At 42.5% G+C, this 23,114-nt stretch carries 21 protein-coding genes; 4 read left to right on the plus strand and 17 right to left on the minus strand.

What is annotated here, in order from left to right:
- Window positions 1–43 precede the first annotated feature (43 nt).
- The 3 genes from HNP76_RS01885 to HNP76_RS01895 all read left to right on the plus strand — a co-directional run bounded on the left by HNP76_RS01885 (window position 44) and on the right by HNP76_RS01895 (window position 2,432).
- Window positions 44–979: a DUF1848 domain-containing protein gene (locus HNP76_RS01885; RefSeq protein ID WP_184656893.1), complete on the plus strand. Its 936-nt coding sequence runs from the start codon at window positions 44–46 to the stop codon at window positions 977–979.
- Between the two features lie 81 nt (window positions 980–1,060).
- Window positions 1,061–1,546, plus strand: a complete 486-nt coding sequence (locus HNP76_RS01890; RefSeq protein WP_184656895.1) for a hypothetical protein — start codon at window positions 1,061–1,063, stop codon at window positions 1,544–1,546.
- A gap of 46 nt (window positions 1,547–1,592) precedes the next feature.
- Complete coding sequence (locus HNP76_RS01895; protein ID WP_184656897.1) at window positions 1,593–2,432, plus strand: MBL fold metallo-hydrolase; 840 nt, start codon at window positions 1,593–1,595, stop codon at window positions 2,430–2,432.
- Window positions 2,433–2,528: 96 nt separating this feature from the next.
- Here the strand turns inward: HNP76_RS01895 and carB are convergent, their stop codons facing one another.
- From carB to HNP76_RS01970, 15 genes are all read right to left on the minus strand, one after another.
- Window positions 2,529–5,780: a carbamoyl-phosphate synthase large subunit gene (carB, locus tag HNP76_RS01900; protein ID WP_184656899.1), complete on the minus strand. Its 3,252-nt coding sequence runs from the start codon at window positions 5,778–5,780 to the stop codon at window positions 2,529–2,531.
- A 190-nt stretch (window positions 5,781–5,970) separates the two neighbouring features.
- On the minus strand, window positions 5,971–7,344 hold the full coding sequence (locus HNP76_RS01905) for an MATE family efflux transporter (RefSeq protein ID WP_184656901.1): 1,374 nt from the start codon (window positions 7,342–7,344) through the stop codon (window positions 5,971–5,973).
- 31 nt (window positions 7,345–7,375) lie between these two features.
- Window positions 7,376–7,747, minus strand: coding sequence for a helix-turn-helix domain-containing protein (locus HNP76_RS01910; protein WP_184656903.1), 372 nt, complete (start codon window positions 7,745–7,747; stop codon window positions 7,376–7,378).
- Window positions 7,748–8,267: 520 nt separating this feature from the next.
- Complete coding sequence (locus tag HNP76_RS01915; protein WP_184656905.1) at window positions 8,268–9,026, minus strand: response regulator transcription factor; 759 nt, start codon at window positions 9,024–9,026, stop codon at window positions 8,268–8,270.
- 172 nt (window positions 9,027–9,198) lie between these two features.
- Window positions 9,199–12,783 (minus strand): urea carboxylase, encoded by a 3,585-nt coding sequence (gene uca, locus HNP76_RS01920; protein WP_184656907.1) that lies wholly within the window; start codon window positions 12,781–12,783, stop codon window positions 9,199–9,201.
- Between the two features lie 2 nt (window positions 12,784–12,785).
- Complete coding sequence (locus tag HNP76_RS01925) at window positions 12,786–13,628, minus strand: ABC transporter ATP-binding protein (RefSeq protein ID WP_184656909.1); 843 nt, start codon at window positions 13,626–13,628, stop codon at window positions 12,786–12,788.
- A complete protein-coding gene (locus HNP76_RS01930; RefSeq protein ID WP_246462658.1) occupies window positions 13,625–14,275 on the minus strand; it encodes an ABC transporter permease in 651 nt (216 codons plus the stop codon). Before HNP76_RS01930 ends, HNP76_RS01925 begins: the two co-directional genes overlap by 4 nt.
- A 171-nt stretch (window positions 14,276–14,446) precedes the next feature.
- Complete coding sequence (locus tag HNP76_RS01935) at window positions 14,447–15,496, minus strand: ABC transporter substrate-binding protein (RefSeq protein ID WP_184656911.1); 1,050 nt, start codon at window positions 15,494–15,496, stop codon at window positions 14,447–14,449.
- A 17-nt stretch (window positions 15,497–15,513) separates the two neighbouring features.
- The gene (locus HNP76_RS01940) at window positions 15,514–15,861 is read right to left on the minus strand and encodes a P-II family nitrogen regulator (protein WP_184656913.1); all 348 of its coding nucleotides are present in this window, start codon (window positions 15,859–15,861) and stop codon (window positions 15,514–15,516) included.
- Window positions 15,862–15,882: 21 nt separating this feature from the next.
- Window positions 15,883–16,209 carry a P-II family nitrogen regulator gene (locus HNP76_RS01945; protein ID WP_184656914.1) on the minus strand — a complete coding sequence of 109 codons (327 nt, stop codon included), beginning with the start codon at window positions 16,207–16,209 and terminating at the stop codon, window positions 15,883–15,885.
- 16 nt (window positions 16,210–16,225) lie between these two features.
- Window positions 16,226–16,879 carry a DUF1989 domain-containing protein gene (locus HNP76_RS01950; protein ID WP_184656916.1) on the minus strand — a complete coding sequence of 218 codons (654 nt, stop codon included), beginning with the start codon at window positions 16,877–16,879 and terminating at the stop codon, window positions 16,226–16,228.
- Window positions 16,880–16,892: 13 nt separating this feature from the next.
- Window positions 16,893–17,612: an urea amidolyase associated protein UAAP1 gene (locus tag HNP76_RS01955; protein WP_184656918.1), complete on the minus strand. Its 720-nt coding sequence runs from the start codon at window positions 17,610–17,612 to the stop codon at window positions 16,893–16,895.
- Between the two features lie 176 nt (window positions 17,613–17,788).
- Window positions 17,789–19,477: an allophanate hydrolase gene (locus tag HNP76_RS01960; RefSeq protein ID WP_184656920.1), complete on the minus strand. Its 1,689-nt coding sequence runs from the start codon at window positions 19,475–19,477 to the stop codon at window positions 17,789–17,791.
- Window positions 19,478–19,486: 9 nt separating this feature from the next.
- A complete protein-coding gene (locus HNP76_RS01965) occupies window positions 19,487–20,137 on the minus strand; it encodes an urea amidolyase associated protein UAAP2 (protein ID WP_184656922.1) in 651 nt (216 codons plus the stop codon).
- A 53-nt stretch (window positions 20,138–20,190) separates the two neighbouring features.
- Window positions 20,191–20,910, minus strand: a complete 720-nt coding sequence (locus HNP76_RS01970) for an urea amidolyase associated protein UAAP1 (protein WP_184656924.1) — start codon at window positions 20,908–20,910, stop codon at window positions 20,191–20,193.
- Between the two features lie 156 nt (window positions 20,911–21,066).
- On the opposite strand from HNP76_RS01970, the gene HNP76_RS01975 reads away from it, so the two are divergent.
- Complete coding sequence (locus HNP76_RS01975; protein WP_184656926.1) at window positions 21,067–21,543, plus strand: NUDIX hydrolase; 477 nt, start codon at window positions 21,067–21,069, stop codon at window positions 21,541–21,543.
- On the opposite strand, the gene HNP76_RS01980 is transcribed toward HNP76_RS01975, so the two are convergent.
- Window positions 21,544–21,858 (minus strand): YhbY family RNA-binding protein, encoded by a 315-nt coding sequence (locus HNP76_RS01980; protein ID WP_184656928.1) that lies wholly within the window; start codon window positions 21,856–21,858, stop codon window positions 21,544–21,546.
- A gap of 68 nt (window positions 21,859–21,926) precedes the next feature.
- On the minus strand, window positions 21,927–22,943 hold the full coding sequence (locus tag HNP76_RS01985; RefSeq protein ID WP_184656930.1) for an endo-1,4-beta-xylanase: 1,017 nt from the start codon (window positions 22,941–22,943) through the stop codon (window positions 21,927–21,929).
- Window positions 22,944–23,114 lie beyond the last annotated feature (171 nt).

Raw genomic sequence — 23,114 nt, forward strand, 5'->3', positions numbered from 1 at the left:
GGTTATCCTTTATGGAAGCCGGCTTTTTTGTTATAATCTCCCCATGCTGATTTTCGCTAGCGGGCGCACTGACATTCCGGCTTTTTACTCTGAGTGGTTCATGAACCGAGTTCGCGCGGGCTTTGTCGACGTACGCAATCCTTACTACGGCGAGCACGTTTCCAGATACAAGCTCACCCGCGACCTCGTTGACTGCTTCATTTTCTGCACGAAAAACCCGGCTCCCATTCTGCCTTATCTCGACGAACTAAAATCAAGGGGAATCGGCATGTATTTTCATGTGACGATAACTCCCTACGAAAAGGACATCGAGCCCAACGTTCCCGAAAAATCCGCCGTGATGGATTCCTTTATCGAGCTGAGCAAGGCACTTGGAAAAGACCGGGTTTGCTGGCGCTACGATCCAATTTTCATCAACGAAAAATATTCAGTTTCCTTCCATATAAAAGCCTTCCGCGCCATGGCAGAAAAGCTCCGTGATTCGACCGACCGCTGCATCATCAGTTTTATCGATTTATATCAAAAGACCAAAAAGAATTTCCCCGGCGTAAAGGAAGTTTCCGAAAATGACCAGAAATTCCTCGCTTCTTCGCTATCAAGAATCGCCTTTGAAAACGGAATCAAAATCGAGTCCTGCGCCGAAAAAATCGACTTAACTTCATGCGGCGTGGAACCAGGCGCCTGCGTTTCAAGGGAAACTGTCGAAAAGGCCGCGGGAATCCATCTTCTTCCAAAAATCGGAGTTTCCCTGCTCCGTAAGCACTGCCTCTGCCTGCCCACAAACGATATCGGCGCTTACAATTCATGCCCCCATCTCTGCAAATACTGCTACGCAAATTACGATGCCAAACTTGTCGCAAAAAACTACGCCCTTCATAATCCCCAGTCATCTTTCCTTCTCGGAGACTCAAAAGAGGACGACTTAGTTAAAAACGCCAGACAGAAATCTTTCCGCGACGAGCAGCTCTTTTTGTTCTGATTAAAAATTTTATTTTTTTCTAGCTAATTTGAAAATCAGTGGTAAAATTATTGTAAAGACAAAAACAAAAAAGGAGTTAACATGAAAAAATTGTTTTTAATGGTCGCAGTTTCTGCATTGTTCTTGGGTTCGCTTTTTGCTGAAAAAAATTATGTCATCGATTTGGGCGACACTTCTAACGGCAAAGTCGTTAAAATCGTCAAGAATCCGTATGGCTCAAACTACCAGAACGAAAATCCGCCAATCTTCACAAATTTCTTCTCAAAAGACATGCCAAATCCTGGCGACACAATCGAAGTTTTCTATAAATTCACCAGCAACGTTGACCTTCCTTATCTTGCAATGATGGTTATCGACAACTCACAGGCTGCAAAATGGTGGACACCAATCTCTGACCAGCAGGAACAGATTAAGGACATCAAGGCTGGAAAAGTATACGAAGGCTCTCTCAAATACAAGGTTGTTGCAAAGCCGGTTGCTGCAGTCAGCGTTCAGCTCATGTATGACGACAAAATCAACAGCAAGATTACTCTTGAAAAAGCTGGTGTTAAAACAGGAAAGAAATAAATTTCTGTGTACCAAGCTCGCAAAATTATGATATAATATTTGCGTCATGACAACGAAAGAGTTTTCAAATCAGCTTGAATTTACAAATGACGGAAAGCTTTCCTTCTTCTTTTTGGGAGCGGGAAATGCTTTCCAAAAAACATATTTTCAGTCAAATCTTTTGGTAGTAAAAGGCGAGAGTCATGTCCTTGTCGATTGCGGCACCCTTTGCCCCTATATCCTCGAAAAAGAATACAATGCCAAACTTTCCAAAATCAAGAATCTTGTTTTAACGCATCCACATGCAGATCATATCGGCGGCATGGAAGAACTTGCCCTGTCGGCCTATTACATTTCAAAACACCCGGTCAACATCGTAATTCCCAAAATTTTCAAGAAAAAACTGTGGAATGAATCACTAAAAGGCGGAATTCAGTACAGCGAAAACGGAAAAATGACCTTCAACGATTATTTTTCAGAGCTTCCAATCAAAAAAATCCAGACAAAGCCCTTTGAAATGTTCGAGGCAAACATCGGCTCAATAAACCTCAAATTATTCCGCACACGACACATCACAACCAGGGCAACTTCCTTCAAAGATTCCCAGCTTTCCTACGGAATTATTTTTGATGACAGGATTCTCTTTACCGGCGACACCCAGTACAACCCGGAGCAAATCAATTTCCTGCTCGAGCACTTCCCTAAAATCGAGCATATTTTCCACGATTGCGACGTCAGCGGCTATTCAGTCGGAGTCCACGCTTCCTATGAGCAGCTAAAACTCTTCCCCCAGGAAGTCCGGGCTAAAATGTCACTCTACCACTACAACAAAAAAATGCAGGAAGTAAGCCCAGAAAAAGACGGATTCTCAGGCTTCGTCCAACGCGGTGTTTACTACGAATTCTAAGGACGGGGGCTGAAAAAAACGCCAGCCCCGACCGAAGTCAGAACTGGCGCTCAAAAGTTCCCCGGGCAAGCCCGAGGATGACAGTTATTGCTTTTGTTATTTAATCAATCTGTGATATTCCTGCAGAGACTTAACTCCACCCTCTCCACCATTACCGTTCTTAACACTCTCGATACCCTTAACAGCAGCAAGAGCGCCGGCAATTGTAGTAATGTAAGAAACCTTGTACTTCAAACACATCTTGCGGATAGTCTTACGATCCTCTGCGTAGTTGCGTTTAGCTTTTGGAGTGTTGATTACGAGGCAAACTTCCTTGTTCATAATCATGTCGACAACGTCTGGGCGGCCGGCACCGATCTTGTTTACAACGTCGCACTTGATTCCGTTTGAGTTGTAGAAGTCTGCAGTTCCCTGAGTTCCTACAAGTGTGAAGCCGAGGTCTTTCAAAGTCTTACCGATTGTAAGAACTTCTTCTTTCTGACCCTCTTTGTTTGAAAGAGAAATCAAAACTTTCTTGTTTTCCCATGCAGCTGGTGCGTGTGGAAGCTCTGAGCCGGCTGCTTCCTGTGCCTTGTAGAAGGCAAGTGGGAAGTTTTCAGCGAGTCCGAGAACCTCACCTGTAGAACGCATTTCTGGTCCGAGGATTGGGTCTACTCCTGGGAAGCGGTTCCATGGAAGAACAGCTTCTTTTGCTCCGTAGTAAGGAATCTTCTTGTCTTTGAGGCCGAGGCTTTCCAAAGACTCGCCCAACATCATACGAGTTGCCAATCTAGCCATCTGTGTATCACAAACTTTTGATACGAGAGGAACTGTACGAGAAGCACGTGGGTTAGCTTCAATTACATAAACCTTTCCGTTTTCAATTGCGTACTGCATGTTCATCAAACCGCAAACATGGAGGCTTTCTGCAATCTTCTTTGTATATTCTTTGATTGTCTTGAGGTTATCAGCTGGAATCGATACTGGAGGGATTACACAAGCCGAGTCACCAGAGTGAATACCTGCAAGCTCAACGTGCTCCATTACAGCCGGGATATAAACGTGTGTTGAATCAGCCAAAGCATCAGCTTCACACTCAAGAGCATTCTTAAGGAAGCGGTCGATCAAAAGTGGGCGGTCAGGAGTTACACCAACAGCCTTTTCAACGTATTCCTTCAAAGTAGCTTCATCATAAATTACTTCCATTCCGCGTCCGCCAAGAACGAAAGAAGGACGAATCATGATTGGGTAGCCGATTTTGTCTGCACAAGCCTTAGCCTCGTTGAAATCGATTGCCATTCCGCTTTCTGGCATTGGGATTTCCAATTTTTCCATCATGTGGCGGAAGAGGTCGCGGTCTTCAGCGATGTCGATTGAGTCGATGCTTGTTCCCAAGATATTTACACCGTTCTCCTGAAGCTCGCGGGCAATGTTAAGTGGAGTCTGGCCACCGAACTGTACGATAACACCGAACGGCTTTTCTTTTTCGTAAATCTGAAGAACATCCTCTGTTGTGACAGGCTCAAAGTAAAGTTTGTCAGATGTGTCGTAGTCTGTAGAAACAGTCTCTGGGTTACAGTTAACGATGATTGTCTCGTATCCCATTTCTTTGAGCTGCATAGCCGCATGACAGCAGCAGTAGTCGAACTCGATTCCCTGACCGATTCTGTTTGGACCACCGCCCAAAATCATAATCTTCTTCTTGTTGTCAGTTGCAACTGATTTGTCTTCAGCATTATATGTAGAATAGTAGTAGTTAGCATTTTCAACGCCAGATACTGGAACAGCAAGCCATGCTTCTTTTACACCGAGTTCCTTTCTGCGGTTGCGGATGTCTTTTTCGCTGACCTTAAGAATCTTAGAAAGATACTTATCGCTGAATCCGTCTTTCTTAGCCTGAATCAAAAGCTTATCTTCCGGAACACGTCCAGGGTTCTTAAGCATTTCTTCTTCCAAATCAACAAGCTCTTTCATCTGCTCAAGGAAGTACATCTTAACGTATGTAATCTCATGGAGCTTCTCAAGAGGAACACCCTTACGAATAGCCTCGTACAACTGGAAGTATCTTTCGCTTGAAGCAGTCTTGAGCATTTCGCAAAGTTCATCAGCAGATTTTCTATTAAAGTCCTTAGCAAAACCAAGACCCGAGCGGCCATTTTCCAAACCGCGGATAGCCTTCTGGAAAGTCTCTTTGAAAGTCTTACCAATAGACATAACTTCACCAACGGCCTTCATAGAAGTACCGAGCGAGTCTTCAACACCGCGGAACTTTTCAAATGCCCAGCGTGCAAACTTAAGTACAACGTAGTCTCCATCAGGAGCTCCACCCGGAGTATATTTTTCAAGAGTACCATCACGCCAGTAAGGAATTTCATCCAAAGTCATACCAGAAGCAAGCTTTGCAGAAATCAAAGCGATAGGGAAACCAGTTGCCTTAGAAGCAAGGGCTGAAGAACGAGATGTACGTGGGTTAATCTCAATAATAACAACACGACCAGTCTTAGGATTATGAGCAAACTGAACGTTAGTACCACCAATAACGCCGATAGATTCAACAATCTTAAATGCGTCTCTCTTAAGTCTTTCTTCAAGTTCCTTATCAATAGTCATAAATGGAGCAGAACAGAAAGAGTCACCGGTATGAACACCAACAGCATCAATGTTTTCGATGAAACAGATTGCAATCATCTGATTCTTAGCATCGCGGACAACTTCAACTTCAAGCTCTTCCCAACCAAGAATAGATTCCTCAATCAAACACTGATGAGTCATCGACAAATCAAGACCGTTCGAAACAATAGTGCGCAGCTCTTCAACATTGTAGCAGAAACCGCCTCCCTGACCGCCCATAGTGTAAGCAGGACGAACAACCAGAGGGAAGCCGATTTCTTCAGCAATCTTTTCGGCTCCTTCAACAGTGTGACAGATTCCCGAGCGAGGAGTGTCGATTCCAAGCCCCTTCATAGTCTCCTTGAAAATCTCACGGTCCTCACCGCGCTCAATAGCATCAAGGTTTACACCAATAACCTTTACACCGTACTTATCAAGAACGCCGGCCTTGTTCAATTCCATAGCCATGTTCAAACCAGTCTGACCACCAAGGTTAGGAAGCAGCGCATCAGGACGTTCCTTTTCAATAATCTGAGAAAGACGCTCAACATTCAGCGGCTCAATATACGTGCTGTCTGCCATAACCGGGTCAGTCATAATAGTAGCCGGGTTAGAGTTTACCAATACAATCTTGTATCCCTGTTCGCGCAAAGCCTTACAAGCCTGAGTTCCCGAATAGTCAAACTCACAAGCCTGACCAATCACAATCGGTCCCGAACCGATAATCAAAACTTTGTTGATGTCTTCTCGTTTTGCCATTTTTATATTTACTCCTATTAAAACCAAAATAAAAAAGGCGAAACCCTTAAAAAAGAATTTCGCCTTAGAAATCAATAATAAAAATGAATACCGCACTCAATTTTTTTGAGAATTTTCATGTCAGTAATCACCATCGTTTTCATACTGAAATCATATAATATCAAAGAATGGGATTTTATGCTAGAGGAATTTAAAATTCCCGCGTGATATTTTTCATCCACTTTTTGCTCTTGTAGTGAATCACGTTGAAAATCATCTTTTCCCATTCATCTACATACAAAATCAGATAAACAACAAGCGGCGGAAGATGGAAGGCGAATGCGCACACAAAGCCAATCGGAACGGAAACGGTCCACATCGCAAGACTGTCCAGAATCAAGCCCCATTTTGCGTCACCGCCCGCACGGAAAACACCGCAAATCAGAACAGTGTTAATCGCAGCACCAAAAAGCGACACGCAGTTGATGTAGAGAAGGGGAGTGAGGAAATACGAAGCCTGCTCGTTCAGGTCAGCAATCCTGAAAAGAATCGGGCGACACAAGCCCAAAAGGACCGCTCCCACAAATCCTGCCAAAATCGTGCTCTTCACAAGCCGCGAAGCATTGCGGCCTGCAAGCTCCATCTGATTGGCACCAATCTGCTTTCCGAGCAAAATCGCGCCACCGTAAGCCATCCCAAAGCAAAGAACGCTCGCCAAATTTCGCACGACGCTTACAACAGAATTCGCCGCAACCAAATCAGAGCCAAGATGCCCCATAATCACGGCGTACATCGACCAGCCGGCGCCCCAGACAGCCTCGTTTCCAATCGCAGGAACAGAATATTTAATAAAATCCTTCAATAGTATTGTGTTTTTTCGGAACAAAGTGCCAACCGAAAAATGAATTTCCCTGACGCGCGCACAAATCACCACGCAAAGCATAAGCTCAATCACGCGTGAAATCGTAGTCGCAAGCGCAACGCCCTTAACGCCCATCTTTGGAGCACCAAAAAGGCCGAAAATGAAAACCGCGTTCAGACCGATATTCAGCAAAAGAGCAGCCGTAGTAATCGCCGTAACCTGCTTGACCCGCTCAATACTCTTCAAAACAGCCTGATAAATCTGCGAAAAAGCAAGAATCACGAAACTTACGCCCACAACGCGCAAATATTCAGAACCGATGACAATCAGCTTTTCCTCGTTCGTAAAAATCTTCATCAGAAGCTCCGGCACAAACAATGCGCCAGCCGCAAAAACAAAGCCAATCGCCGCAGAAATCTTAGTGCCGATTCCAAAAATTGTCTCGATTGAATAAGTGTCCTTTTTGCCCCAATACTGAGCCGCCAACATCACGACGCCCGAAGAAAGACCAATGAAAAACAGGAACAAAATGAACTGAATATAAGAAGCAAGATTTACCGCCGCAATCGCATCCTGCCCGACATAGCCGAGCATCACGACATCAGCCGAACCAACCGCCGCAGAAATCAAATTCTGAAGCGCAATCGGCCCAACAATAGTAAAAAGCGACTTAAAAAACTGGCGGGATTCCGCCCTCTGCTCTAAAGATTTCTCAATAAACATTCTCTGAATCTATCAAAAAATAAGGGCGCAATCAACTGGATGTAAGTTTTCCAAGTAAACGTTTAATATCGTCCATTGTAGAATCCAAAGTCGCAAATTCCCCCATGATACCGTTCATCAGCATGGAAACAATAGTCTCGCGCATAAACTTAATCTCGTTCAAAACCTCATCGCTGGAACCACCAAACAAATCAGCCGGAGAAACCTTAAGCACCTCCGAAATCCGCCCGATAAGAGAAGCCGAAGCAAACTGCGCGCCCGTCTCGATAATAGAAAGATGCTTTTGAGACACACCAAGCTGCTCCGAAAGCTGTTCCTGAGTAAGCCCCGCCTGCTTGCGGTATTTTTTGACATTCTGCCCAAAAAGTACAGAAATTGATACTTTCTCTGATTTCTCGCCCATATAAAAATTATCAAACGGTCATTCAATTTATAAAACTTGTTTTTAGGTAAAATTTATACTTAAACAGTAATAAGAAAAAATTTATTGTATTTTCCAATCGCCCAGATTATAATATTATTTTAAGAAATCCTAAAATTTATACCACCCAGAAGGAAAAATAAAAATCCGATATAAGCTAAACTTTTTAATTAGGCGCCATTCAACCAGCTGCCGCTGTTCCGTGGCTCGGTCACCCTCGGTCGTCCGCTCCGCTCCCGACTGGCTTACGCCACCACTCCATAGCGGGGCGGAAAGTTTTACATACACATAAAGATTGTGTTCTACAGATTTAAAAATTATAATATAATCTTAAATGGTATTACTCTGTTTAATTAGAAGGACAAATCATGACACATCTTATCAAAATGAAAAATTCTTATTTGCAAAGAAGCTTTCCTTTAAGTACACATGAACAAGTTTTCTCCTTTTTCGGTTTTTCTGATGATGAAGATTTAATCTAACGAAATCCCCTTCCCCCATTCTAGCTTGAATAAATCAAACTCAGCAGTTGGGTTCGGGAATTGACGCCGGTTTTGTTGAAGATGTTGTAGACATGTTTTTTTACTGTCGAGAGACTTACATACAGGATGTCGCAAATGTCGGCGTTGCTTTTTCCTTCAGCAATTAACTGGAGGATTTCTGCTTCACGGTCAGAAAAATTGTATGTTTTTTTGATTTCTTCCCACGATTCATCCATAAAAATTTTCTGTGTTGCGTCATTTATATTTGAATAAATCAGATTTTCTATATGGCGTTTTAAGAGATTCAGAATGTAAATATCTTTTTGGGAAAAATCGCCCAGGACTGTACTTCTAAAAAAATTGAAAACCCCGATTATTTTCCGGTTTTTAATGAGCAGAATTCCAGCCCCGTAAGGAATATCCGACGGAAGCAAAAACTTTCTGTAAAAATCGTTCTTTTTTCTTATTTCGTCCGCAAGAATCGCTGAATCCTGAAAAACCGAAGTTTCCTGACAAAAATCATATAAGTATTTCAGATAGTCCAATGTATAAAAATCATTTATGTATTTATCAGAAATTTTTTCATCAAAACCAAGAAAATAAGAGTCCGAAGCCTGAATTTCCTGGTTCTCATCCAAACTTATAAAGAATCCCTTAGAAAACGGAATAAGTATTCTCAAAACATTGAAGACTTTTTTGATAAGAACATCTATCTCTTTGAGCGTATACAGTTCCAACAAGATATTATTAATCATGTTCCATTCATTTTCAGTCAGCATAAAACTCCATAAAAAAAGCCGGAAACTTTACCATGCTGCACACGATAATTTTCCGGCTTCTTTGTCGAATATTCGACTAGAGTATAGCAAACTTACAGGTCTTTTAGAACTGAAAGAACAATGAAAAGTCAGTTTTTACAATAGAACTTTAGTTTGAATTTTTATCTCCCTGCTACTTAATTGCTGCGAGAATCTGTCCGCTGAACACTTCCTGCGAAGGTTTTACGTAAATTCCCACGATTTTTCCGTCACAAGGGGCAAGCTGAGCTGTTTCCATCTTCATTGATTCTTCAATGATAATTGCTTCGCCTTTTTTTACAGAATCTCCTTCACTCTTAAGAATTTTCCATACGCTGCCCGGCATATTTGAAAAGACTTCAGTTGCACCCTCTGGAACTGCTGCAGTTTCAGTCTCGGCATTGTGGTGAGCCTCAAATTTATCAAGTCCTTTTTCTTTCCACATTTGTTTTTCTGCCTCAAAAGAAGCGACCTGATGAGCTTTCGCGATTTTTGTTTCTTCTTTGATTGATTCAAGGAACTTTTCATATTCACCATAATCAAAGTATGTTTCCTCGATTTCAACTTCATAGCGGCCACGGAGAAAATCTTCGCGAATTTTCAAAAGTTCTTCTGCAGAAACCGGATAGAACTGAATCTGATCGAAGAAGTCCAGAAGCCAGGGTTTACCTTCCCTAAATGACTTTGTTGCACCCTTCGGATTCCATGTCTGAATCGTACGCCCGAAAAGCTGATATCCGCCAGGACCTTCCATACCGTAAATTCCAAGATAAGCTCCGCCGATTCCGACTGCATTCTCTGGAGTCCAGGTTCGCGCAGGATTGTATTTTGTCGTAACAAGACGATGCCGAGGATCCAGAGGAATACAAACTGGAGCACCCAGATAAACATCTCCCAATCCCATTACGATATAAGTTTCGTTGAAAATCAAATCCTTTACGTCTTCAATTGAATTCATTCCGTTAATACGCCGGATAAATTCAATATTGTCAGGGCACCACGGAGCGTTCGGACGAACATTGTCCTTGTAGCGGTTCATAGCAAGAATTGTCTGCGGGTCATGCCAGCTCAAAGGAAGCTTGATTTTTCGGCTCTTCACGCGGAATTTGCTTAAATCTCCAATCTGGCTGTCCAGTTTTACTATAATATCTGCTAGTTCAAAAATGCTCATTTTCGTCGAATCGATATGAACCTGGAGAGAGCGAATTCCCGGTGTTGCGTCAATCAGAGGAATATTTTTTTCGGCGATTATAGACTGCTTCAATGCGTTTACCCGGATTCTGAGGCGCATTTCAATTTCCATCTCGCCATATTCTACAAGCACATATTCGTCACCAGCACAACGGATTACAAGCTTGTCTTTTCCGTCAAGCTCAATTTTCTTGAGCACAGGATAAGTTTGCTCAATCTTATCTCCGCGGGGAACTTCTTCAAGTTTCTCTGATTTTCCGCTGGCAAGCGAGGCAAGATAATCTTCCTGAGCCTTACGGATTTTTTCGGCAGTTTCAATCGTGATATAATTGAAGCGGACTTTGCTTCCTGGGGCAAGCTGTCCCTGTTTCCAAAGCTCACCAGAAGGAATTGTTGCAGGACATACAAATCCTCCGAGAGAAGGGCCGTCAGGACCAAGAATAATCGGCATATCACCTGTCATATCGATTGTGCCGACCGCATAAGCCGTATCGTGAACATTCGATGGATGAAGTCCAGCCTCACCGCCATCTTCGCGGGCCCATGCAGGACTCGGGCCGATAAGACGAACGCCTGTCCTGTCCGAGTTAAAGTGAACTTCCCATTCCGTTTCAGAAAGCTGTTCCATAAATTCTGGTTTTAGGAATTCTTTTGTACAGTGTGGTCCCGGAACAACAGAAATTTCATTTGCCGTTGAAAGATATGAAGAATCAACTGTTATATTTGGAAGAGGGCTTGTATCTTTTTTGACATGAAGAATATCACCTGTCCTGAGAACTCGTCCTGAATGTCCACCAAATCCGCCCAGTGCAAATGTCGATGCCGAACCCAGATACTCCGGAACATCAAGTCCGCCTTTTACAGCCATGTATGCGCGTAAACCAGATTTTGCTTTTGAAAGCGCAAGAATTTGTCCTTCTTTTACAGAAACAGGCTTATACATTGGGATTTCCAAATCATCCAGAGTCGGAGACATATCGCAGCCAGTCAAACAAATTGTCATGTCCGCACGGAATTTGTACTTTCCGCCTTTGAGCGTAAATTCAAGCCCCGGAAGTCCAGCTGAGTTTCCAAGAATAATGTTTGCCAGACGAAAACTGAAATTATCCATTGCTCCGCTCGGTGGAACTCCGATATCCCAGTATTTTAATCGTCCCGGATAATCCTGAACTGTCGTCTGAAGTCCACCGTCAAGAACTTCAACCGTATTTTCGGAATATGTAAAATCATCCAGCATGTGTGTAAAAAGATTGCCTTCAAGATAAGGCTTTGTCTGGAGGAAGGAATGAAGGTAATCGATATTTGTAGTGATACCGTAAATCTTTGTTTCCTCAAGAACTTTTGTCATTTTTGCAATCGCGCTCTTTCTGTCATCTGCGTGGACAATAATTTTCGCAAGCATAGGATCGTAGTTCGGTGAGACAACCACAGCATCCTTAATCCATGTTTCAATTCGGGCATCTTTTGAGAAAATTACTGTGTCTAACTTTCCTGCACTTGTGGCGAAATTTCTTTTTCCGTCTTCAGCATAAATTCGGGTCTGAATACTAACTCCATTTGTTTTTCCGTAAAGTGAATCAAGATTCTTAAGCTCACCAGAAGCCTCACGAACCATCCACTCAACGAGATCAATTCCAAGAACTTCCTCCGTAACTCCGTGCTCAACTTGAAGACGAGTATTTACTTCGAGGAAATAAAATCCCTGAGATTTAACATCATAAAGGAATTCTACTGTACCAGCTGAACGATAACCAACTTCAACTGCAAGACGTTTTGCGGCATCTTTAAGAGCCTTTCTTGTTTCTTCGGAAATCCCGTAAGCCGGACATTCTTCCATGACTTTTTGATTTCGACGCTGAACCGAACAATCGCGTTCTGCAAGAGCAGCAACTTCCCCATATTCATTTCCAAAAATCTGAACTTCAATATGCCTTGCTTTTTCAAGATATTTCTCAAGAAAAACGCCTGCGTTAGAAAAATTAGCTTTCGCAAGGTGAGTACAGGCATCATAAGCGGCTCTAAGTTCTTCTTCTGAATAACAGACTTTCATTCCGATTCCGCCGCCGCCCGCCGTACTTTTTAAAATTACCGGATAACCGAAATTCTCTGCGGCTTTTACAGCTTCGTCTGCGCCCGAAAGCAGGGGAGTTCCTTCAAGCATGGGAACTTTTGCCTTTTTTGCAATTTCGCGGGCACTGTGCTTAAGGCCGAACATTTTCATTTGCTCTGGAGTCGGACCGATGAACTTTATTCCATTCTGCTCACAAATTCGCGCAAAATCAGCGTTTTCACTCAAAAATCCGTAACCAGGGTGAATCGCATCAACTCCATGTTCTTTCGCAATTTTAAGAATCAGATCTGTATTCAAATATGTGTCAGAAACTTTTCCGTCTCCAAGAAAATATGCTTCATCGGCATTATTTACATGAAGGCTGTCCTGATCTGCCTGCGAATAAATCGCAACGGAAGTAATGCCCATCTTTTTGAGAGTTCTTTCAATTCTGACCGCAATAGCTCCGCGGTTCGCTATCATTACCTTTTTGACCATAATTATTCTCCAATATCATTTTCATCTGATGGATGAAGCATGTTGTTGATTTTTTTTCTGATTTCGATAAATTCTGGCGTATCTTTCAAGTCCAAAGTCCTTTCATAAGGAAGGTAAATCGGGATTTCGGCCATGATGCGTCCCGGTCTCGCACTCATTACGAAAATCCTTGTGGAAAGGAAAACAGCCTCTTCAATATCATGCGTTACGAAGATTATTGTCGGATGCTCGTCCTGCCAGATTTTCCGCATAAGCTGCTGCATTATCGATTTTGTATGAGGATCAAGCGCACCAAAAGGTTCGTCCATTAAGAGAACTTCCGGCTGATTCGCAAGTGCCCTGGCAATTGCAACACGCTGCTTCATTCCTCCGGAAAGCTCTTTCGGAAGACTTTTTTTGAACTGAGTGAGCCCGATGATTTCAAGATACTTGTCAATGATTTTATCCTGCTCGTCTTTCGGGAGTTTCTTCAGTTTCAAGCCGAAGCGGATATTTTCTTCAACAGTCATCCAGGGAAAAAGCGAATATCCCTGAAAAACCATGCCCCGGTCTTTTCCCGGACCGTCAAGTTTTCGGTTATCAAGAATAATTGAACCTTCCGAAATATCATCAAGTCCGCCTATCATCTTAAGAAGCGTTGACTTACCACAACCTGACGGGCCGACAATCGAAACAAATTCATTCTCAAGGACATCAAAATTCACATGATCGATCGCAAGTGTTTTCTTTTTAGAATCAGTGTAAATCTTTGTGACGCCTTTTCCATATATCTTGCTGTTTGCGACACGGGCCTCAATCGGCTGATTATTCTCTGAATCTGAAATTTTATTCTTCCTGAAAATCATTTCGTGCCTCCTTCCGCCCACTTAAAGAGTTTCTTTCCGATGAGACCAAAAACCCGGTCAAGAATAAGTCCCAGAAGTCCGATTACAATAATTCCTTCAAAAATCGTGCCAGTCTTCAAATACCTCTGCGCCTTCAGAATCTTGTAACCCAATCCAGAATTTGCGGCTACAAGTTCCGCGACAACAAGATAAGTCCAGGCCCAGCCCATCATCATTCTTAAAGTCTCAAACAAGCGCGGCATCATTCCTGGAATCAAGATTTTGAAAATTACCGTGCGCCGCCGTGCTCCAAGCGTGTAAGCGGCATTCACATAATCATCAGGAACGCTTCGTATGTCATCTGCAACCATAGGAATCAGCTGAAATAAAGTTCCGATAAAAATGACGGCGATTTTAGCAGATTCATCGATTCCGACCCACACCATGATAAGCGGAACAAATGCCGGAACTGGAAGATAGCGCAGGAATTCGACCATAGGCTGAATAAAAGCCTCAAACGGCTTATAACAACCAGCAAGGATTCCAAGAACAACTCCCAGAACAGTCGCATAAATGAATCCCATGAAGATTCGGTAGCAGCTGATGTACATATCCGACCAGATAGCACCGCTTGTAAAATCATTGTAAATTGACTGTATGACTTTCACTGGCGAAGGCAAGAAAATCGGATTCACCCATTTAAAGCTACAGCACATCTGCCACAGCGCAATCAGCAAAACAAAAGATACTATCGCTATCGAAAGATAAACTCTCTTGCTTATATTTTTTCTTATTCGGAAAACTTTCAATTTAAGCCTCCTCTTTGAATTGCAAGCTTGTTAATACTTCTTAGTGTCTGGTACCGGGAAGTCTCCGATTTCATCAAGAACTTTTTTTGCAGGCTCAGGATTGATAATTCCGCTCACATCAGGGCAAGACTCAATCATTTTTATTGAATAAAGAAAGTTCGCAACTTCCTGAACATCGTAAGCAAGAGCCGTATACTCCTGAGCTTTCGATGACATTGTTTCATACGCTTCCTTCGGGCTGAAAAGCTTGGAACCGCTCATAGAAACCCACATTTCTTCTTCCGGGATTTCGGCACAGCGGGCCATATCTGAAATTGCTTTCTTAGGATTCTTGTAATAAAAATCCAGCGAATCATACAAGGCCTTTACGAAGGCGATTTTATCTGCTTCAGGCATATTTTTGTTTACTGCAAAAACATCCGCAATCAGTCCTGGAGTATCCTCGGAGCTTGTAAGCAGCGTGCATCCAGGACGAGCCAAAGATTCGCTCAGAGTTGGTTCCCACAAGGAAGCCGCATCGACTGTATTCGCAAGAAAAGCCGGGCCTGAATCGGCAATCGAAAGATTAACAAACTTGATGTCGTCCATTGTGAGGCCGGCAGATTCAAGGCGTTTTGCGAGGAAGAAATGTTCAATCGTACCGTACTCAGTAGCAATTGATTTGCCTTTTAAATCCGCGAGGCTTGAAATTCCTTCTCTTCCGACAATTCCGTCCGCACCGTTCGAGTTATCAAGCATGGCAATCGCTTCAATCGGAACTCCACTGATATATGGGGCAATAGTGTCCGGCATAGCAATTCCAATCGCATCGGCCTGACCTGTCGAGAATGCCATAACGGAATCCGAATAGACCGGGAAATAAACAACATTTACATCAAGGCCTTCCTTTTTGTAAAATCCTTCTTCCTGTGCAATATACAAAAGATAAAAAGCAGGGTAAGCCGAAGTCGCCACAGTATAAGTTTTCTTTTTGTCACCTGCCGCGCTTTCTTTTTTTGACTTATTGCAGCCCATCAAAGTTATAACAGTTAAAATTGAAGCAAAAATCAAAGATCCAATCTTAAAAACATTCGTTCTCATAAAAATACCTCCAGGTTTTACATAATTGCATTTATTCCGTCTTCACCAGTGCGAATTCGGATTGCAGTTTCTGCTGGCAGAACAAAAATCTTTCCGTCGCCAGTAGTTCCAGTTTTATTTATTTCCAGAACGACCTTTATCAGGCGGTCAACATCTTCGTCACGGACATACATTTCTATCATTCGTTTGGCAGAGAAAGAATAATTCGCATGACTTTCTTCTCCCGTTACTGCCGTGTAATGACCTGGTACTTTTCCGCGCCCGATGATTTCCTTTTCGCTGATTGAGCCAAAATTCTGCTTGACCAATGCTTCGCGTGTCTGAAAATACTTATTCGTACGGATAATAATTATTACTTGCTTCATAAAGCCCCCGTTTTCTGGCCCTTACAGCTTTTCTTCGCCAGTGCTGATTGTTACAGCCCGCTCGACAGGAAGCACAAAAATCTTTCCGTCACCAAAAGCTCCAGTTTTTGAGGTGCGTGCCGATTCAATAATGATTTTTTCGACTTTCTCAAGGTCTTCGTCTTCAATGACAATCATAATCATCTCTTTCGGGATTTCGTCGTAAATAATATCTCCGACTTTAAGACCTCTCTGACGTCCCCGGCCAAGAATGCTGATTCGGGAAGCGGCGACAAATCCGTCCTTGTTCAAGGCTTCCAAAACCTCAGCCGCTTTTTCTGGCCTGACCACTGCTTTTACCATCTTCATATTTTTACCTCCAGTTTTATTTATCAAAAATATAAATCTGATTTGTTGTAGGTGCGAAACCACTGCATGGATTATTAATCTGCGGGCAATTCGATATTAAAATCATGGTGTCATTCAATGCCTCAAATTCAATGTAAGAACCAGGTGCTGAAATGCCGTCCAAAAACTCAAATGTATTGTCTGGAAGCTTTAGAATCTGGGCAAAAATATTCACATTCGGAACAAGATCTACCTTGCTGTATTGGCCTGCAAATTCCGAAATGCACTCAAGGAATGTATCCCGGCAAGTCCGCATGTGAAGCGTGTGATGGCCATATCGGACTGTATTGCTCTCACAGGCACATGCTCCGCCCAAGGTGTCCTGACAAGTGCAGGTATCAGCCGTGATTTTCAAAAGTTCTTTTCCGCTTTCCGTGACTAAAGTTGTTCCCACATTTATGTAAATGTTCTTTTGCCGGCAGATAGTTTGAGTCGAACTGTAATGATCTTCCGGGTTGTGAAGGTCATAGCACAAAAAATCCAGTCCCTGATTACCGTGAGTGTCTTCGATTCTCAAAGTCTGACCTTTGTAAAGCGGCTTCATATATCCAAGACCGGCAGGAATCACCTCTGTGTAAATTGCATCTTTTATATTTCTTTTACTCTCAACCTTTTCAAATGAAATTGACATATCCTACCTCCACTTACTTGCCTAAAAGCAGGTTGTATTCCCAAGTGTTCTCAAATGCCCGCCGCGTATATTTTGAAGAACAGACACAAAAATCAGTTGAATCCACAGGATTTGCGTTTGAAATATCAATCTGAATCGGAACAGACGGATAAGTTGTCGAAGGATCCATCGGATTCGGTGTATTTGAAAGAACTATGTAAACATCCATTTCTGTTCGAATTGCGACTGTCATTTCTTTTTTGCAGTTATCAGGACAGAAAATCATATTTCCTTTTTCATCCGCATCAATTTTCGAAAAGAAATTAACTGGCGGCATCAAATCCCTTTTGCTCATTCCGTTTTTTGTAAGCTCATTTATGAAATTCTGCTGCCCGGATTTCAGATATGAATTGCCCTGTTCCTGATAGGTTGTCTTTCCATATTTTGCATCTGTTTGTTCCCGTGTGGTATAGCCTGTAATTGAATCATGCCAGCCGCAGGTATCATCAACAATGCTTGCAAGAGCCCGCCCCATATCGCTGATAATCGCATGTCCTTTTGTAAGGAAAAATGTGTGCTGAGCTTTCATCGTGTCAGGGGCGTTATAGTGCTCAGAAAGATTGTAAAAGTTGTACATGAGCATAGCCAAATTCGCACCATCGCCCATCGCCGTAAATCTGATGATTTTTCCTTTCCCGATTGAACCAGACCATCTGTCACCTGGCATCAAAGTTTTGCTCCAAATCGTCTCCATATTTTACGCTCCTATATTTTTCACCAAAAAAAAGCGTACAAACTCTTTTCAGAATCTGTACGCCTTTGTACTTTTGATGTTTTTAGAATACTAAAGCCTTCAAAAACAAATAATTGTCTTAAAGTTTGAAATATTTTCGCCTTTTAGAACTTTAGATACTTTTCTGCATATTTTTTCTAAAATTTTTCAATCTGTTCGGCTTCCTGCAAGGCAATTTCCTCACACAAAAAACCTTTGACAAGACTTCCGTCGTCCAGCCTGATTGTCCCGATTGAAAGTGGAGATGGAATTTTTTCCATAAAAGCCCCGTAACTTTTCTTCGGAAGCCGGTAAATATCGATATCCACTTTCATTCCTTTTTTACGCCTGACTATTCCGGGTTTAACCGGATTTGTATTCAGTTTATAAAGTTCGTATTCATCAGATGTCTTTTTGTGAGCTGCAAATTCCCCGCCAAGTTCAACAAGCTGACTTTCAAGGCAGTAGCCTTTTTTGTGAAGGCCGCACACCCCCAGCAGCATCGATTCGCTCTCCAAAAAAGCCTTTGCCAGACTGCAAAGCAAATTCTCTGAATCATGAAGGGCGAACAAAGTAATTCCAAAAGGATAAGATTTGTCCGATGTATTTTCTGGAACAGCGATTGCCGCCATATCAAGAAGATTGCAATGGTTTGTATACAAACCCATCTGACTGTTTGTTTTTATCGGATTTTCTCTAACCTGAGTCCTTGTAAAACTTCCGCCAGCAGTAGGCATAATCATTACAGCATCTTCAAGAAGTTCCTGAGCCTTGTGCTTGTAAAATTGAAGTTCATGCAAATTGCCGAACAATTTTGCGGCCGTTTTTTCTGGGGTCGAACCACTCCGTAAAATTGTTTCGGTAACGTCAAAAGTTTTTCCCGGATTATTGTCAACGAAATCCTTTAAATCTTCCCAACGTTCGGCAACATAAGAGCCTTCATATAAAATGAGTGCCGCTTTATGAAAGATTGAATAATCAATTTCTTCATAAGGAATTCCAAGTTTTTTAATCCTTGAAACTGCATTTTCCCATTTTTTCTGATAGATTTTCTTCCATTCTCCAAAAAAATCCGGCAAATCTTTCGGAAGATATATTTTTGAAGGAAGTTTTTCACCTTTTTTTTCAATTTTTCTCGACCATACGCAATCCGAATCATAACCGCGTGCAACACTGTCCACGAGCAGGGCTTCATCAAGACTGTTGGCGAAAACCGTCACACAGTCCAGGCTCGCACAGGCCGGAACTACACCCTTCGTTGACCATGAGCCGACTGGAGGTTTATAACCAATCAAGGAATTCAGCATCGCGGGAACTCTTCCGCTTCCGGCAGTATCAGTACCAAGCGCAAAGCATGAAAGACCGAGTGCCACTGATACAGCAGAACCAGAGGAAGAACCGCCCGAAATCATTTCATCCTGATAAGCATTATGACATTCCCCATAAGGAGAACGAGTTCCCACAAGTCCTGTCGCAAACTGATCAAGATTTGTCTTTCCAACCGGAATCGCGCCCGCTTCAATAAGCTTACGAACAACTGTCGCACTTTCAGATGGAATATACGCAAAATCAGGACAGGCGGCCGTAGTCGGAATTCCTTCCAAATCAATATTGTCCTTTATGGCAAAAGGAATTCCCCACAAAGGCATATTGTCTTTCCTGGCTGGAAGCTTCTTAACATATTTGTCCATCAATTCATGCGAGGGCTCGACAATCCAGATATTTTTTTCGGTATATTTTTTGCTTCTGGAAATTATTTCTTTTATTAATTCTGATGGTTTTAGCTCTCCGCTATCGTAAGAAGCTTTAATCCATTGGACGGAAAGTTTTTCTGGAAAATACATCATTCGCACCCCCTATTTATCCCAGATTACACATCGCACAGGAGTCGGATTATAGGCATTGCAGGGATTATTGAGCTGAGGACAATTTGAAATCAGAATCATAACGTCTTCCAGAGCTTCCATCTCAACATATTTTCCTGGTGCAGAAACGCCGTCATCAAATTTATAATACCCGTCTTCCGTAATCGGAACATTCATAAAGAAATTGATATTCGGAGCTAGGTCTCTTTTTTTAATATCATATTCACAGTCACTCAGCTGGAGCATGAAAGAATCCCGGCAAGCGTGCATATATTCTTTTTCTCTTGCATAACGGACGGTATTGCTCTGCCTTGAACAAGCTCCGCCCAAAGTGTCGTGGCGGCCGGTTTTGTCAGCGGTTATTTTAAGAATCGACTTTCCGCTTTCAGTCCTGAGAATTGAACCAGTCGTAAGATAGATGTTTCCCTGCATAACGATTGTTGGAATCGCTCCGTAATGGTCTTCCGGGTCATGCAAATCGTAGAAAGTTGTATCCACGGCCTGATTTCCTTCCAGATCAATGATTCTGAAAGTCTGACCTTTTTTAAGCTCGTGCATCCAGCCAAGTCCGGCTTTTACTTCTTCATTATAAATCGCATCTTCTATTTTAAGTGGTGAATCTTTTTCAATAAATCCGTACATAATTTTCTCCTTTAAAAAATCCGCGTTAGCGGCCTTGCTTCCGTAAAATCAAATCACAAACCCAAAAGATTGTAGTAATCCCAGGTATTTTCAAATGCCCTGTAATTTTCATCCCGGAAATTAACGCAATAGTCAGTCAAATCTGTTTTTGGTGCATCATAAACTTCCATCTGAACAGGAACTGACGGATATTCCTTAGAAGGATTGAGCGGATTCGGAGTATTAGAAATCACAACAAGGCAATCCATTTCCGTACGAAGCGTTATAGTTGCTCCTTTTTTACAATGTCCTTCGGCATAATGCATCGAACCGTCTTCCTTCACAAAGACTTTTGAAAAGAGATTCACAGGGGGAACAATATCCCGTTTTCCCATTCCGTTACGAACCAGCTCAATTTTGAAATTGTCATAACCGTTCCTGTAAAAATCATTGCGCTGAACCTGATATGAAGTCTCGCCGTATTTTGCATCTGTCATTTCCTTTGTAGTCAAACCAGAAATTGAATCTATCCATTTCGTAGAATCCTCAACGATTGATGCAAGAACCCGCCCATTGTCACTCATCAAAACATTTCCTTTGGTCAGATGCGCAGTAAACTGGGCCTTCAGCGTATCAGGCATATTGTAACGCTCAGAATTATCTCTCATGTTATATAGAAGAATTGAGACATTCGCGTTGTCACCAAGGGCCTTGAAATGAATATATTTCTGCCGCCCGATACATCCCGACCAGGCTTCACCTGGTTTAAACTCTTTTTTCCAAATTACCTGCATATTCCACCTCTCTGTAATTTTTCTTGCATTGCAACTAGAGGATATTTTCTTTGCTGAATAAATGGAATTAAACTCCGAATTGATTTTTTTACACTTTGGAATATAAGACACAAACTTTAGTTTTACGAAATGAAACTTTTTTGTTAAACTATCCTCATGAAATCTCAGCTGACTACACTTTGCTATATTGAAAAAGACGGTTGCTACCTCATGCTGCACCGCGTTACCAAAAAAAATGACATCAACCACGACAAATGGATTGGCGTTGGCGGACACTTTGAAGAACATGAAAGCCCCGAGGACTGTCTGAAGAGAGAAGTTAAGGAAGAAACCGGACTAACTATCGATAGTTTTAGATTTCGTGGCATCGTAACTTTTGTTTCTGATGATGCTCCTGCCGAATACATGCATTTATTTACGACCGATAGTTTTCATGGTGATATAATTGATTGTGACGAAGGAAAGCTTGAATGGTATCCTATAGACAAAATTGACGAGCTGGAGCTTTGGGAAGGCGACAAGATTTTCTTCCGTTTGCTGAAAGAAAACGCGCCTTTCTTTTCGCTCAAGCTCGTTTACAAAAAGGGTCAATTGATTGAAGCCGTTCTGAACGGTAAACCTATCGAACGTTAGTTATTTTTCGAGCTTGTTCAGTTCTTTTTCAAACTTACGGTCGTTAGCTTCTTTTGCTGGTCGATAAAGAATCAGCACGTTTCCAATCAAACGAACTGCGGTTGACTGTGTTTTTTCGGCAATATCGTTGGCCAGCTCGCGCTTTTCTTCTTTGAACTCGTTGAATTTGACTTTGATAAGCTCATGCTCACCCAAAAGCCGTGAAATCTGTGCCAGCTGATTTTCTGTCACTCCCGCACCACCGACCTGAACAAGTGCATTGAGAGGCTGTGCGTTCTTTTCCAAAAATTTTCTCTGTTTTGCGTTAATTTCCATATCCGTATTATAAATTTTATGCAACTTTTGTGCTAGGGACAAAAAAGGGGCCTTTCAGCCCCAATCCTTTATTTAGAGATTTCCTTGAAAACAGCCTCGTAGACAGGCTTTGGCTTTAGCTTATTGTCGTAGAGCAGGGCAGAACCTTTGCCTGCATAAAATGACGGAACCCAGCTGTGCTTGTCGGAAATTCCCCAGGTGATTACGCTCTTTACGTTCGACATTTCACGGGCAAAGCGGTAAAGCATTTCATACATTTCCTGCTGGCGGCCTTCATTTGCGGCGGCATTGTCGCCTGTCGGGATTCGGATGTCAACTTCGCTGAAGGAAATGTCGATTCCAAGCTCCTTGTAACGCTCAAGGTTTGCCCGGATTGCTTCTTCACTACATGGAATTGTCGTATCAAGATGGAGCTGCATTCCAACGCCGTCAATCGGAACTCCGCGCTCCTTCAAGTCCTTTACGAAATTGTACATTGCGTCAGCCTTGGGGTGGCCTTTTTCTTCGTTTGAGTATTCGTTGAGGTAGAGTTTTGCATCAGGATCGATTTCATGGGCTTTTCTGAGGGCGTGTTCGATGTAATCAGGGCCGATTGTTTTGAGCCAGACTGTCTCGCGCATGGTGCCGTCTTCGTTGAACATTTCGTTGACGACGTCATATTCAGAAATGATTCCCTTGTAGCGGCTCATGATTGTAGTGATGTGCTCGTCCATTTCGGCAAGGGCTTCTTCGCGGGTCCAGTAAGACGAAAGGAAGGGTGGATTCTGCTGATGCCAGAAAAGAGTGTGCCATTTTACGGCCATCTTGTTTTCCTGAGCAAACTTGATGAGCAAATCGATGTCGCTCCAGTTCCAGAATTTTTTATTTGGGCGCAGGACTCCGTATTTCATGTTGTTTTCGTAGACAAGTATGTTGCAGTCACTTTTGATGATTTTTTTGCTTGTTTCGTCATACAAATCACCCGGAGTGATTGCCATTCCTGTGCGGAAGCCGTGTTTCATGGCAGCAGAACGAAAATCCTTCCCGCAGGAAACCAAACTCATTACAGTCACGCAGACGGCAAATAAAGTTGCAACTTTTTTCATTTAAATTCCCCTTTTATATCATTGTAAAGCCAATTAGCTTTTTTGCAACATTTAATTACGCGCCAGCCGTGGAGCTGTGGCGGAGCCAGTGCCGGAGGCACCGAGGGTTACCGAGCAGCGGAAGGGCGCAAGACCGTTGATTGCGCTCAAAATATTCTATATAATAGAAAT

The organism is Treponema ruminis, assembly GCF_014201975.1.
GTDB lineage: Bacteria > Spirochaetota > Spirochaetia > Treponematales > Treponemataceae > Treponema_D > Treponema_D ruminis.